This is a genomic window from Reyranella soli (assembly GCF_007992495.1).
Lineage (GTDB): Bacteria > Pseudomonadota > Alphaproteobacteria > Reyranellales > Reyranellaceae > Reyranella > Reyranella soli.
In genome coordinates this window covers 45,520-58,275 of record NZ_BKAJ01000082.1, presented here as the reverse complement: position 1 = coordinate 58,275, position 12,756 = coordinate 45,520, and the positions used below count along the sequence as shown (strand labels likewise).

Sequence of the window (12,756 nt, the reverse complement as noted above, 5' to 3'; positions counted from 1 at the left end):
CCAAGTTGGGGGAGCGTTGATGCCGCAGATACTATTCAAGAACTTGAACCTGCTCGACCCGCGCTGGAATGAGCCGCGCGGCGGCTACGAGGTGCTGGTCGAGGGCGACACGATCAAAGAGGTGTCATCCAAGCCCATCAAGGCCGGCAAGGCGCAGGTGGTCGATTGCGGCAAGCGCACCCTGATGCCCGGCCTGATCGACTGCCACGTCCACGTCTTCCTGGTCGAGGTGAATTTCCGCCTTCTGGAAGCCATGCCGCTCACCCTGCTAACGGCGAAGTCGGCCGACCTGATGAAGGGCATGATCGACCGCGGCTTCACCACGGTGCGCGACACCGGCGGCGCCGACTGGGGCATCAAGACCGCCGTCGAGTCCGGCCTGATCCCGGGCCCGCGGCTGTTCATCTCCGGCCGCGCCATCGGCCCGACCGGCGGCCACAGTGATTCGCGCCGCCGCACCGACTACGCCGCGGCCTCGTGCGGCTGCTGCAACGCCATGGTCTACAGCCTCGCCATCGCCGACGGCCCGGACCAGGTGCGCAAGGCGGTGCGCGAGCAGATGCGTCAGGGCGCGGACCAGGTGAAGATCATGTGCTCGGGCGGTGTCGCCTCGCCCTACGACCCCCTGGATTCACTGCAATTCTCCGAGGCCGAGATCGCTGCGGCGACCGACGAGGCGAAAGCCTTCGGCCGTTACGTGCTGGCCCATGCCTACTCGCCCGAGGCCATCACCCGGGCGGTCAACAACGGCGTGCGCACCATCGAGCACGGCAACCTGATCAATGCCAAGGCGGCCAAGCTGCTGAAGTCCTCCGGCGGCTACATGGTGGCCAACCTGGTGACCTACTTCATCATGAAGGAGCGCGCCGCCCAGTTCGGCATGACGGCCGACATGCTGGAAAAGAACGACGTCGTACTCGAGGGCGCGCTGCGCTCGCTCGAGATCTGCAAGGAGGCCGGCGTCAAGGTCGGCTACGGCAGCGACCTTCTGGGCCAGCTCCAGGTCGAGCAGAGCCGCGAATTCATGTTCCGCGCCGAGGTGCTGAAGCCGATCGAGATCATCCGCCAGGCCACCACCATCGGCGCCGAGATCCTGCGCCAGGAAGGCAAGCTCGGCATCGTCGAGCCCGGCGCTTTCGCCGACCTGATCGTGGTTGACGGCAATCCCCTGAAGAAGCTGGAGCTGTTCCTCGACCAGGGCGCCCATCTGCCGGTGATCATGAAGGCCGGCAAGTTTCATAAGAATGAGTTGAAATGAGGCATGCTGTCGACGCGCCACCACTGTCATCCCGAGCGCAGCGAGGGACCTTTGGTGATCAGTAAAGGTCCCTCGGGCTACGCCCTCGGGATGACAGTCTTCGGAGATCGGTAATGTCGTTCCTGTTCAAGAACCTGCGCCTGCTCGACCCCCGCTGGAAGGAAGCGCGCGCCGGCTACGAAGTGCTGGTCGAAGGCGACGTCATCAAGGAAGTGTCGGCCAAGCCGATCAAGGCGTCGGATGCCAGCGTGATCGATTGCGGCAAGCGCACCTTGATGCCGGGCCTGATCGACTGCCACGTGCACACGCACCACAGCGAGGTCTACATCAACCGCATGGAGGCGGTGCCGCTGACCCTGATGATGGCGCGCTCGACCGGTCGCCTGAAGCGCATGCTCGATCGCGGCTTCACCACCGTGCGCGACGCCGGCGGCGCCGACTGGGGCACCAAGACTGCGGTCGATTCCGGCCTGATCCCAGGCCCGCGCATGTTCATCTCCTGCCGCTCGATCGGCCCGACCGGCGGCCACAACGACCGCAATCGGCGCACCGACATCGGCCCGCCGTGCCTGTGCTGCAACGGCATGGTGTTCATCCGCTGCATCGCCGACGGCCCCGACGAGGTGCGCAAGGCGACGCGCGAACAGATGCGCCAGGGCGCGGACCAGGTGAAGCTGATGGTGTCGGGCGGCGTCGCCTCGCCCTACGACCCGCTGGAATCGCTGCAGTTCACCGAGGAGGAGATCACCGCCGCAGTCGAGGAGGCGCACGCCTTCGGCCGCTACGTGCTGACCCACGCCTACACGCCCGAAGCGATCACCCGCGCCGTGAAGTGCGGCGTGCGCACCATCGAGCACGGCAACTTGGTCGACGCACCGACGGCCAAGCTGATGGCGCAGAAGGGTGTCTACATGGTGCCCAACCTGATCGCCTACGATGCCATGAAGCGGCGCGCCGCCGAGCTCGGCATGCCCAAGGAGATGCTCGACAAGAACGACGAGGTCCTGAAGTACGGCTTCAAGGAGCTGGAGCTCTGCCGCAAGGCCGGCGTGCGCATGGCCTACGGCTCCGACCTTCTGGGCGCGCTCGAGGACGAGCAGACCGTCGAGTTCCAGATCCGCGGCCGCGTCATGCCGGCGATCGAGGTCATCCGCTCGGCCACCCTGATCGGCGCCGAGGTCGTGCGCCAGGAAGGCAAGCTCGGCGTGGTCGAGCCCGGCGCCTTCGCCGACCTGCTGGTGGTCGACGGCGATCCGCTGAAGAATCTCGGCCTGTTCAAGGATGGCGGCCCGCATCTCTCCGCCATCATGAAGGGCGGCCGCTTCCACAAGAACGCGCTGTGAGCGTCGAGACGCTCTTGGCTGGGGGCGCGCCACTCCAGCGGCGCGATCTTCGTCGGTTGAAACAAAGACGCGCCACTGGAGTGGCGCGCCCCCAGCCATGATCGCCGTCATCCGACGCCGCGCGCGGCGCTGGGCCCTGAACGGCGCGGCGGCGATCACGCTGGGCTACATCCTGACGCCGCTCGTCTTCGTCACCTGGCTCGCCTTCTTCCGGCAGGAGATTCCCTCCTTCCCGCCCGAGGGTTACAGCATGCGCTGGTTCGCGGCCATCCTCGACCAGCCGAAGTTCGTCGAAGGCTTCCGCATGAGCTTCCAGGTCGGCGTGCTGGCGACCTTCTTCGGCCTGTCGCTGGGCGTGCCGGCGGCGCTGGCGGTGGTGCGCCACCGCTTCGCTTTCCGCGTGCCGTTGTCGCAGCTTCTGCTGATGCCGCTGATCGTGCCCGGCGTCGTGCTGGGCACCGCGATGTACGTCTTCCAGGTCGAGGCCGAGAAAGGCCTCGATGTCGACGTGCTCGGCACCTTCTACGCCTTGGTGGCGGGCCATACCGTAATCATCATCCCCTGGGTGGTGCGGCTGGTCACCGCGAGCCTTGTCGGCGTCGACCGCAGCATCGAGGAAGCCGCCCAGAATCTCGGCGCCAACGCCTTCGTCACCTTCTGGCGCATCACGCTGCCCGCCATCCGGCCGGGCATCGTCGCCGGCGCCCTGTTCGGCTTCGTGACCTCCTTCGGCAATCTCGAGATGAGCCTGTTCCTGGTCGGTCCGGGCCGCACCACCCTGCCCATCGTCGTCCTCCAGTACCTGGAATGGAAAATCGACCCGACGATCGCGGCGGTCTCGGTGGTGCAGATCTTGCTGATCGGTATCGCAATGCTGATCACCGATCGATACGTCAAGCTGGCGCGCGTGGTCTGATGGCCCAGCTCGACATCATTGGCCTCGCCAAGCGCTACGGCGATTTCCACGCCGTGCGCGACGTCTCGCTCAGCATCAAGGACGGCGAGTTTCTGGTCCTGCTGGGCCCCTCGGGCTGCGGCAAGACCACCACCCTGCGCATGGTCGCGGGCTTCATCGAGCCGACCGCCGGCCACGTGACGATCGGCGGCACCGACGTGACGGTACTGCCGCCCTGGAAGCGCAATGCCGGCATGGTGTTCCAGAACTACGCGCTGTTCCCGCACCTCACCGTGAACGAGAACGTGGCGTTTGGCCTGCAGATGCGCAAGCTGCCGAAAGCCGACATCGCGAAACGCGTCGAGGAGACCCTGGCGCTGGTACGGCTCAGCGGCTACGGCGGCCGCCTGCCGCGTCAGCTCTCGGGTGGCCAGCAGCAGCGCGTGGCGCTGGCCCGTGCGCTTGCCATCCATCCCGACGTGCTGCTGCTCGACGAGCCGCTGTCCAACCTCGACGCCAAGCTGCGCCAGGAGGTCCGGGTCGAGATCCGCGAACTGCAGCGCAAGATGGGTCTCACCACCGTGATGGTGACCCACGACCAGGAAGAGGCGCTGACCATGGCCGACCGGCTGGTGGTCATGAGCGAGGGCTTGGTGCGTCAGGTCGGCAGCCAGCGCGACCTCTACGAGCGGCCAGCCGACCGCTTCGTCGCGGGCTTCGTCGGCCGCAGCACCTTTCTCGAGGGCACGCTCGAGGCGCCGGGCCGCTTCCGCACGGACGGCGGGCTTGCGGTTGCCTGTGCGGGCGACGGCGCTGGCCGCGCCGTGCTGTCGGTCCGGCCCGAGCGGGTGGCCGTCGGCCCGAGCAGCGTAGGGGGCCCCAACACCGGACTCGACAACAGCCTGCCCGGCACGGTGGAATTCGTCTCCTATCTCGGCGCGCTGATCGACATCCATGTGCGCCTGTCGCCGAGCGACCGGATGGTCGCCCAGATCGCCAATCGCGACGGCGCCTTCGTGCCGGAGGTCGGCCAGCCCATCCATGTCGGCTGGCCGGCGTCGGCCAGTCAGGTTTTCAAGGAGTAGTTCCGGGGGGAACGGAGCCAACAACAGGAGGCAACAATGTCGAAGAGATTCATGATCAACCGCCGCACCGCGCTTGGCGGCGCGGCCGCTTTGGCGGCGGGCGCGGCCCTGCCGGCCGGCGCGCAGGACAACAAGCGCATCGTCATCGGCACCTGGGGCGGCGACTATTCGCGCCTGCTCACCAAGAACATCAACACGCCGCTGCTGGCGCCCGCCAAGTGGGAATGCGTGAACGCCGAGGAGAACGCCGACCCGCGCAAGGCCAAGATGATGGCCGAGCGGACGCTGCGCCGCGGCACGTCGGATGTCCAGGGCCTGTCGGCCAACGACATGTACGACATGAACGAGCAGGGGCTGGCCGAGCAGCTCGACTACTCGAAGATGCCCAATGCCAAGAACCTGATCCCGGCGATGAAGTATCCCTACGGCATCGGCCACATCTATTCGGGCAAGGTCGTGCTCTACAATCCCGACGTGATGGAAGCGCCATCCGGCTTCGCCGACACGCTCGATCCAAAGCACGGCAACAAGCTCGGCATCATCGACATCCAGCGCCAGTACAACATGGTGGCCGCGGCGCTCGCCTCGGGCGGCTCGGTGAGCAACTTCGAGCCTGGCAAGGAACGCTTGATGGCCTGCCGCAAGGCCGGCGCGCGCATCTATCCCTCCAACGAGGCCTTCGCCCAGGCGCTCAAGACCGGCGAGATCACCTGCGGCATCATGTGGAAGGCGCGCGCCGTGCAGTGGCAGAACGCCGGCATCAAGGTCGAGACAGTAGCGCCCAAGGAAGGCGTGCCGATGTACGTCTCGGGCTTCGTGATGCCGAAGAACGCGCCCAACAAGGAAGGCGCCTATGCCTGGCTCGACGCCATGATGGCACCCTCGGCGCAGGAGCTCTTCGCCGTCGACATGGGCTACAACCCGACGGTCACCAACGCCAAGGTGCCCGACGACGTGCAGAAGCGCATCGGCTTCACGCCCGAGGAGCAGAAGCGGCTGGTCGATCTCGACTACGCCTACATGTCCAAGAACGACGTCGCGTTCCAGGACTGGTGGAACAAGTCCTTCAAGGGCTGACGGCCACACCGCATGACCGACACCGCGATCGCACATGGCCCCGTCGTCGAGAAGCGACGGGGCGAGGGCCTCACCGCCGCCGCGTTGCTGACGCCGGCGACGGTGTTCGTCGCGATCGCGCTGCTGGCGCCGCTCGTCATCCTGTTCCGCTACAGCCTGAACGAGTTCGTTCCAGCCCGGAAGATGATGGTCGAGGCGGTCACGATCGCCAACTACATCAAGTTCTTCACCGACCCCTACTACACGACGATCCTCTGGACGACGGTGCGTATCGCCGTGCTGGTGACCGCGGTCTGCCTGGTGCTGGGCTTTCCGTTGGCCTACGTCGTGGCGCGCACGCAGAGCCGCTTCAAGAACCTGCTGATCATCTCGATCGTCCTGCCGCTGTTCGTCGGCAATTCAGTGCGCGCGGCCGGCTGGATGGTCGTGTTCGGCAACAAGGGCTTCGTCAATGCGAGCCTCATGGGCCTTGGCCTGATCGACAAGCCGTTCGAGATCATGTTCACCGAGAAGGCGGTGATCATCGGCATCATCGCCGTCAACCTGCCGTTCATGGTGCTCAGCCTGCAGAGCGTGATCGAGGGCATCGACCGCTCGGTCGAGGAGGCGGCCTTCAGCCTGGGCGCCCCGCCCGCCACCATGTTCTGGCGCGTGCTCTGGCCGTTGGCGTTGCCCGGCATCCTGGCCGGCACCATCCTGACCTTTATCCTGGCGATGAACGCCTACGCCACGCCCTTCCTGCTGGGCGGGCCGCTGTTCAAGATGATGGCGCCCCTGATCTACAATCAGTTCACTCAGCAGACCAACTGGCCGTTCGGCGGCGCCATCGCCTTCATTCTGATGACAGTGACCCTGCTACTGACGGTCGCCGCCAACCTGATCATCCAGCGCCGCGCGGCGCGCTGAGTCGTCTCGTTGCTTTTGCCACTGTTCGCGTCTAGGCCTGGACAATCGGCGCGGCTCGAGGCCTGTGCCATTTTGCACAGGAAAGCGCGCCCCTTGAAAAGCAGACAGGATCCCGCAGCCAGCGCCGCGACACCGAGGGATGCGCGCGCCTGGACGCAAATCCTCGCACGCTACCGGCAGCCGAGCACCGGCCGCAGCATCGTCGAGATCATCATCACGGTCGTGCCGTTGGCCGCACTTTGGGTGCTCGCCTGGGCAACGCTCGACATCGGCTATTGGCTGGCCTTGCCGCTCGCCATCGCCGCCGCCGGCTTCCTCGTGCGGCTGTTCGCCATCCAGCACGATTGCAGCCACGGCGCCTTTTTCCGCCATCGCCTAGCCAACGACTGGTTCGGCCGGGTCGCCGGCGTGCTGACCTTCACGCCGTACGGCGTGTGGCGCCAGGCCCATGCCACGCACCATGCGAGCACCGGCAATCTCGATCGCCGCGGCCTTGGCGATGTCGAGACGCTCACCGTCGAGGAGTACCGCGCCTGCTCGTTCTGGGGCCGGCTGCGCTATCGCCTGTACCGGCATCCTCTGGTGATGTTCGGCCTCGGCCCGGCCTATCTCTTCATCCTGCAGTACCGCGTGCCGGTCGGCTTGATGCGCGGCTGGCGGCCGTGGGCCAGCAGCATGACCACCAATCTCGCGATCGCCTCGATCGTCGGCCTGCTGATCTGGCTCATCGGCCTCAAGGCGTTCCTGCTGGTGCACCTGCCGAGCCTGCTGCTCGCCGCTTCAGTCGGGGTCTGGATGTTCTATGTCCAGCATCAGTTCGAGCGGACGAGCTGGGCGAACGACCGGGAGTGGAACCTGCACGACGCGGCCCTGCACGGCAGCTCGCATTACGACCTGCCGGCGTTCCTGCACTGGTTCACCGGCAACATCGGCGTACACCACGTGCATCACCTCAACAGCCGCATTCCCTACTACCGCCTGCCGCGCGTGCTGCGCGATCATCCGGAACTGCGCCAGGTCGGCCGGCTGACCCTGCTCGAGAGCTTCCGCTGCGTGCGCCTGGTGCTGTGGGACGAGACACAGCGTCGCCTGGTATCGTTTCGCGAGGCCCGGTTGGCGGCCTGAGGCGCGTCGAGGGAGTTGGCGATGCATATCGGATTGATCGGCGGCATCGGCCCGGCTGCCACGGACTTCTACCACCGCGGCCTGATCGAGCGGCACCACGCCTCGAACATCCCGCTCGACCTCACCATCGCCTACGCCAACGTGCGCGACATGAGCCGCAACATGGGCGATCAGCGGCCCGACCGACAGGCGGAGATCTTTGCCCGGCTGATCGGCCATCTGAAGGGCGCCGGCGCCCAGGCCGCGGCCGTCACCTCGATGGGTGGGCACTTCTGCATCAAGGAGCTGGAGGCGATCTCGCCCCTGCCATTGATCAACGGCCTCGATCCGGTCGACGCCGCCATCAACCAGCGGGGGCTGAAGCGCGTCGGCATCATCGGCACGCGCGTGGTCATGGCAAGCAAGCTCTACGGCAAGATCACCAAGGCCGAGGTCATCGCCCCCGAAGGTGACGAGTTCGAGCGCGTCCAGCAGTGCTACGTCGACATGGCGAGCATCGGCCGCGTCGTCGACCAGCAGCGCCAGACCTTCTTCGCGGCCGGCCGTCGCCTGGCCGATCGTGGCGCCGAGGCCGTGCTGCTGGGCGGCACCGACCTGTTCCTGGCCTTCGCCGGCCACGATTGCGGCTTCCCCGTCATCGACTGCGCCGACGTCCACGTCGACGCGATCTACGAGAAATCGTCGGCCTAGCTTCCGTCATCCCGACCGGAGCCGAGCGCAGCGAGGCGCAGTGGAGGGACCTATTCTGTTGTCGCATCGGCAAGAACAGGTCCCTCGACTACGCCGCCCTTCAGGCGGCTCCGCTCGGGATGACGGGAAAAATCAGGCGCACTTCTTCAGCAGATTGCTGGCCGCCATGTCGCCGGGCAGCTTTTCCAGCGATTCCTCGAAGAACCGGCGGGCGCAGACCAGGTCATGGCGTGCCAGGGCCTCGGCGCCCGACTGCAGCAGGTCGCGCGTGCCGGCCTTGGCGGCGCGCTGCTCGGCCGGGTCGTGCTGGAACACCTCGCTGATCATGACCGGATGGGTCTTGCCCTTGACCACGACGACGTCGATCGGGCGGATGTCGTAGGCCTTGGGATCGGCCAAGCTCTCCACGGTGTACTGCGAGACCAGCATCTTGACGCCATAGGTCTTGGTCAGGCTCTCGACGCGCGAGGCGAGGTTGACGGCGTCGGAGATGACGGTGCCGTCCATGCGGTGCTTCTCGCCGATCGTGCCCATCATCAGGGTGCCGGTGTTGATTCCGACGCCGATGGCGATCGGACGCCGGCCCGCGGCGCGGCGCTCGGCATTGAAGGTATCGAGCGTCTCGAGCAGGGCGATCCCGGCGCGCACCGCATCGTCGGCCGATTCGAACAGCGCCATGATGGCATCGCCGATGTACTTGTCGATGAAGCCGTTGTGGGCGCGGATCACCGGGCCCGTGTGCTCGAGATAGGCGTTGATGAAGGCGAAGTTCTCGTCCGGCGTCATGGCTTCCGACAGCGTCGTGAAGTTCCGGATGTCGGAGAACAGGATCGTCATGTCCTTGCGCTTGTTGTCGCCCAGCTCGACCTCGACAATCGACGGCTTGCCGACGATCGCCAGGAAGGCCTGCGGCACGAAGCGCTCGATCGAGATGTTGGTCTTCTTGAGGTCGGTGATGGTCTTGCGCACCGCATCGCGCATTGACGCGAAGCTGAGTGCCAGCTGGCCGATCTCGTCGCGCCGGTCGGTGTTGGCGATCGCCTGGTTGAGATCGCCCTCGGCGATCGCGCCGGCCTCGCCGCGCAGGTTGAACAGCGGCTCGAGCAGCTGCTTCTGCAGCTGCCGGGAAGCGATCCAGAACACGATCGGCATCAGGATCGCCAAAACGAGCAACGAGCTCAGCAGGACTTGTATAACCGCCTCGCGTGCCAGCCCGACGTCGTAGGTGATCTTCCGAATCACGTGCTTGGCGGTCACCGCATGGCCGGGCTTGGTTGCCGACGAGGTTTCTTCGGCGCTGTAGACGGTGAGATAGCGGCCATCGCCGCTGCTGATCTCCTCGCGGCGGTCCTTGACGATGCGTTCGGCCAGCGCCGGATCGAGCTTTTGGCCGGGATGGATCAGCGACCAGGTGCCGGACTGGTTGATCAGATAGATGTCGAGCTCCTTGATCGAGGGATTGGAGCGCACCGGATCGGTCAGCAACTCGTCGAAAAAGTACTTCGCCATCCAGCCATAGCCCGTCGCATCGAGGCTGCTGCGGACGTCGGTCGAGATCTCGATGATGTAGTCTTTGTCCTTTGGTCCCAGGTAGCTGTAGGTCCTGAGTGTCCCCGTGAGCTGGCTGAGGTCGATGCCGTCGCTCATCACCCGGTTGCCCCCGAACACCGAATCGAGGAACTCGGTGAACGGCCCCTTGGGGAAGGCGAGGTTCATGTCGGGCGGATAGTTGGTCTGGAAGACGACGTGATCGCGATTGATGAAATAGATGTGCTGAACGCCGTAGCGCTTCGCCAGCGCCGTCATCTCCTCGCTCGACAGCGCGCTCGGTGGCCGACCGCTCGCCTCCAGCTCCTGCGCGATCGACGGCATCACCTTATCCATGTGCGACGTGATGCGCTCATGCTCATCGCTCAGCATGGTCTCGAAGACGGCAAAACGATCGCTGAGGCCCGCCTCGATCTTGCGGATCTCGTCGGCGTAGCGCTGCGAGGTCAGGCGGTACATGGCAAGCGACGTCACAATGATGGCGCCGAGACTGACCGACAGCATCACCGCCAGCAGGAACAAGGCCGCCTGGCGCTTCACCGCCAGCGCTCCATTCTAGGCCGTGCCCCAGACCGCGCGGGCGGTATCGACGATCAGGCCGAGCTTGGCCCATTGCGTGTCCTCGTCGATCGAGTTGCCACCGGCGACGCTGGCGAAACCGCATTGCGAGGAGAGCGACAGGCGCTCGAGGTCGACGAACGTCGCCGCCTCGTCGATGCGCCGCCTGAGGTCGTCGCGGCTTTCCAGGACCGGCGTCTTGGACGAGACCAGCCCCAGCACGACATGACGATCCTTCGGGACGTGGCGCAGCGGCGAGAAATCGCCGGCGCGCTGGCTGTCGTACTCCAGGAAATAGACGTCGACCGGGAAGTCGTTGAACAGCCGCGCCGCCACCGGCTCGTAGCCGCCCGACGCCATCCAGCGGCTGCGGAAGTTGCCGCGACAGAGATGCATGCCGACGGTCACGCCGGCCGGGCGCTCGCTCAGGATGCGACGCATCACGTCGACGTAGAGATCGAGCAGCTTGTCGGAATCGCCGCCCTCGGCCTTGGCCTGCTCGCGCACCAGGGGATCGCACAGCATCGCCACCGGTACCTCGTCCATCTGCACGTAGGTGCAACCCGCTTGGGCGAGCTCGGCGAGCTCCGTGCGGTAGACCGCCACAAGGTCGTCGAAGTAACGCTGCTGGTCGTAGACCGCGGGATCGAACGGCTGGGTGAAGCGGAAAAAATGGAAGGCGCTGGGTGTCGGCAGGGTCGCCTTGGGCAGCGCAGACCTGGTGAACCTCTTCACCCGCCGGTATTCGGCGAGCGTGATCGGCGCGCGGCGGCGGATCGGCGCCGTGGCGACGCAGGTCGGCCATTCGAAGCTGCCGCCTTCGGTGTCGCGGAAGCGGAACAGCGACGGTTGCAGGCGAAAGCCGTCGAGGCCTTCGAAGAAGAAGCCGAACCAGGAGGTGCGGCCGAACTCACCGTCGGTGGCGACCCTGAGGCCAAGTTCCTCCTGCTGGGCGACGACGCGGCCGATCTCGCGTTCCAGCACCGACTGGTAGTCGGCCGCCGCGGCCTTGCCGTTGGCGATCGCGGTCGCGGTATCCTTGAGGATGCGCGGCCGCAGCAGGCTGCCAATAACTTCAGCGCGAAACGGCGGGTCGGCCATTTATCCGTCAGCTGTTGGTCCAGAGCCTCGTAGTGTAGGCGCCTTCGACACCGGCGTCGATCTGGGCGGCGACGCTGGCATCGGCGCCGATGCGCGGGGCGATGATCTTGCCGAACGAGATTCGGCTTGCCGCCGGCCACGACTTGGGATCCCACAGCTTGGCGCGCACGACCGAGCGGGCGCAGTGAAAATAGCAGTGCTTGATATGCACGCGCGTCGCCAGCAGGGCGGGCTTGCCCAGCGAACTCAGCGAGCCAACCAAGTCGGCATCATCGAAGATCTCGGCGGTGCCCGACACGCGCAGCGTCTCGCCCGTCGCCGGCACCAAGGCGATCAGGCCGATCTTGCCCGTCGCCAGGATGTTGCTGAGGCCGAAGGCCAGGTTGTTGCCGACACGCTCGGGGATCAGCAGGGTCTTGGGATCCTCGACCCGGATGAAGCCTGGCTCGTCGCCCTTGGGCGAGACTTCGATGGTGCCGTCGGCGGCGGTCGTGCCGACCAGGGCGAAGGGACAGCGCTTGAGGAAATCGATCGACTGCTCGTCGAGGGCATCGAGGATCTTGGTCTTCGTCGCCGGACGTGGCTCGGCGATGATGCGGCGCAGGTCGTCGGTCGAAGTCAGGCGGGCCATGAGTCTGTTCCTTGCGAATCGTTCGCAGGAACCTTCAACCAATTGGCGCTCCGATTCAACTCTTCCGGACTGCCGGCCTCCGGCCGGCAGTCCGGAAGATCATGATTCGAGGCCATCCATGTTCGCATACAGGCGACGCAGGGCTGCCTTCAGGACTTCCGCCTCGCCGGCCGTGAAGCCCGCCAGCGCCACCTCCTCGTAGCGCTCGGCGATCGGCAGGATGCGCTGGGTGAGGCGCCGGCCGGCGGGCGCGACGTGGAGCAGGATGGCGCGCGCATCGTTGGCGTCGCGACGGCGGGCGACCAGACCCTTCTGCTCCATGCTGTCGACCAGGCGGGTCAGCGTGGAGACCTCGATCGAGGTGGTGTTGGAGAGATCGCCCATGCGCCGGCCGTCCTGCTCGCGCAGGGCGGCCAGCACGCGCCAGATCTGCAGGGTGGCGCCGAGCGGTCGCACCTCGTCGTTGAACGCCGTGGCGATGCGCGCACCGGCGCGGTTCAGGAGATACGGGAGATAGGAATCGAGCGGGCCCATGGCGC

12 protein-coding genes are annotated in these 12,756 nt (G+C 66.1%); 8 read left to right on the top strand and 4 right to left on the bottom strand.

Annotated features, from left to right (window positions below):
- The first annotated feature begins 19 nt into the window (after window positions 1–19).
- From RSO01_RS23630 to RSO01_RS23595, 8 genes are all read left to right on the top strand, one after another.
- Entirely contained in the window at window positions 20–1,258 is a 1,239-nt protein-coding gene (locus RSO01_RS23630) for a metal-dependent hydrolase family protein (RefSeq protein ID WP_147151986.1), read from the top strand.
- Between the two features lie 113 nt (window positions 1,259–1,371).
- Window positions 1,372–2,601, top strand: coding sequence for a metal-dependent hydrolase family protein (locus tag RSO01_RS23625; protein WP_147151984.1), 1,230 nt, complete (start codon window positions 1,372–1,374; stop codon window positions 2,599–2,601).
- Window positions 2,602–2,698: 97 nt separating this feature from the next.
- Window positions 2,699–3,517: an ABC transporter permease gene (locus RSO01_RS23620; protein WP_170303303.1), complete on the top strand. Its 819-nt coding sequence runs from the start codon at window positions 2,699–2,701 to the stop codon at window positions 3,515–3,517.
- Window positions 3,517–4,581 carry an ABC transporter ATP-binding protein gene (locus RSO01_RS23615; RefSeq protein WP_147151983.1) on the top strand — a complete coding sequence of 355 codons (1,065 nt, stop codon included), beginning with the start codon at window positions 3,517–3,519 and terminating at the stop codon, window positions 4,579–4,581. Before RSO01_RS23620 ends, RSO01_RS23615 begins: the two co-directional genes overlap by 1 nt.
- A gap of 36 nt (window positions 4,582–4,617) precedes the next feature.
- Complete coding sequence (locus tag RSO01_RS23610; protein WP_147151981.1) at window positions 4,618–5,658, top strand: extracellular solute-binding protein; 1,041 nt, start codon at window positions 4,618–4,620, stop codon at window positions 5,656–5,658.
- 12 nt (window positions 5,659–5,670) lie between these two features.
- The gene (locus RSO01_RS23605; protein WP_147151979.1) at window positions 5,671–6,564 is read left to right on the top strand and encodes an ABC transporter permease; all 894 of its coding nucleotides are present in this window, start codon (window positions 5,671–5,673) and stop codon (window positions 6,562–6,564) included.
- Between the two features lie 93 nt (window positions 6,565–6,657).
- Entirely contained in the window at window positions 6,658–7,689 is a 1,032-nt protein-coding gene (locus RSO01_RS23600; protein WP_147151977.1) for a fatty acid desaturase, read from the top strand.
- 21 nt (window positions 7,690–7,710) lie between these two features.
- Window positions 7,711–8,379 (top strand): aspartate/glutamate racemase family protein, encoded by a 669-nt coding sequence (locus tag RSO01_RS23595; RefSeq protein WP_147151975.1) that lies wholly within the window; start codon window positions 7,711–7,713, stop codon window positions 8,377–8,379.
- A gap of 132 nt (window positions 8,380–8,511) precedes the next feature.
- Here RSO01_RS23595 and RSO01_RS23590 read toward each other — a convergent pair whose 3' ends face one another.
- From RSO01_RS23590 to RSO01_RS23575, 4 genes are all read right to left on the bottom strand, one after another.
- Entirely contained in the window at window positions 8,512–10,467 is a 1,956-nt protein-coding gene (locus RSO01_RS23590) for an adenylate/guanylate cyclase domain-containing protein (protein ID WP_147151973.1), read from the bottom strand.
- Between the two features lie 15 nt (window positions 10,468–10,482).
- The gene (locus RSO01_RS23585; RefSeq protein WP_147151971.1) at window positions 10,483–11,586 is read right to left on the bottom strand and encodes a 5-methyltetrahydropteroyltriglutamate--homocysteine S-methyltransferase; all 1,104 of its coding nucleotides are present in this window, start codon (window positions 11,584–11,586) and stop codon (window positions 10,483–10,485) included.
- A 7-nt stretch (window positions 11,587–11,593) separates the two neighbouring features.
- Window positions 11,594–12,217 carry an MSMEG_1061 family FMN-dependent PPOX-type flavoprotein gene (locus RSO01_RS23580; protein WP_147151969.1) on the bottom strand — a complete coding sequence of 208 codons (624 nt, stop codon included), beginning with the start codon at window positions 12,215–12,217 and terminating at the stop codon, window positions 11,594–11,596.
- Between the two features lie 99 nt (window positions 12,218–12,316).
- Complete coding sequence (locus tag RSO01_RS23575) at window positions 12,317–12,751, bottom strand: MarR family winged helix-turn-helix transcriptional regulator (protein WP_147151967.1); 435 nt, start codon at window positions 12,749–12,751, stop codon at window positions 12,317–12,319.
- Window positions 12,752–12,756: the final 5 nt, after the last annotated feature.

Bases quoted from the DNA above. Each gene is read 5' to 3' on its own strand.
- RSO01_RS23625 (WP_147151984.1), top strand. From the start codon at position 1,372: ATGTCGTTCCTGTTCAAGAACCTGCGCCTGCTCGACCCCCGCTGGAAG.
- RSO01_RS23585 (WP_147151971.1), bottom strand. From the start codon at position 11,586: ATGGCCGACCCGCCGTTTCGCGCTGAAGTTATTGGCAGCCTGCTGCGG.
- RSO01_RS23595 (WP_147151975.1), top strand. From the start codon at position 7,711: ATGCATATCGGATTGATCGGCGGCATCGGCCCGGCTGCCACGGACTTC.
- RSO01_RS23620 (WP_170303303.1), top strand. From the start codon at position 2,699: ATGATCGCCGTCATCCGACGCCGCGCGCGGCGCTGGGCCCTGAACGGC.
- RSO01_RS23605 (WP_147151979.1), top strand. From the start codon at position 5,671: ATGACCGACACCGCGATCGCACATGGCCCCGTCGTCGAGAAGCGACGG.
- RSO01_RS23630 (WP_147151986.1), top strand. From the start codon at position 20: ATGCCGCAGATACTATTCAAGAACTTGAACCTGCTCGACCCGCGCTGG.
- RSO01_RS23580 (WP_147151969.1), bottom strand. From the start codon at position 12,217: ATGGCCCGCCTGACTTCGACCGACGACCTGCGCCGCATCATCGCCGAG.
- RSO01_RS23610 (WP_147151981.1), top strand. From the start codon at position 4,618: ATGTCGAAGAGATTCATGATCAACCGCCGCACCGCGCTTGGCGGCGCG.
- RSO01_RS23615 (WP_147151983.1), top strand. From the start codon at position 3,517: ATGGCCCAGCTCGACATCATTGGCCTCGCCAAGCGCTACGGCGATTTC.
- RSO01_RS23575 (WP_147151967.1), bottom strand. From the start codon at position 12,751: ATGGGCCCGCTCGATTCCTATCTCCCGTATCTCCTGAACCGCGCCGGT.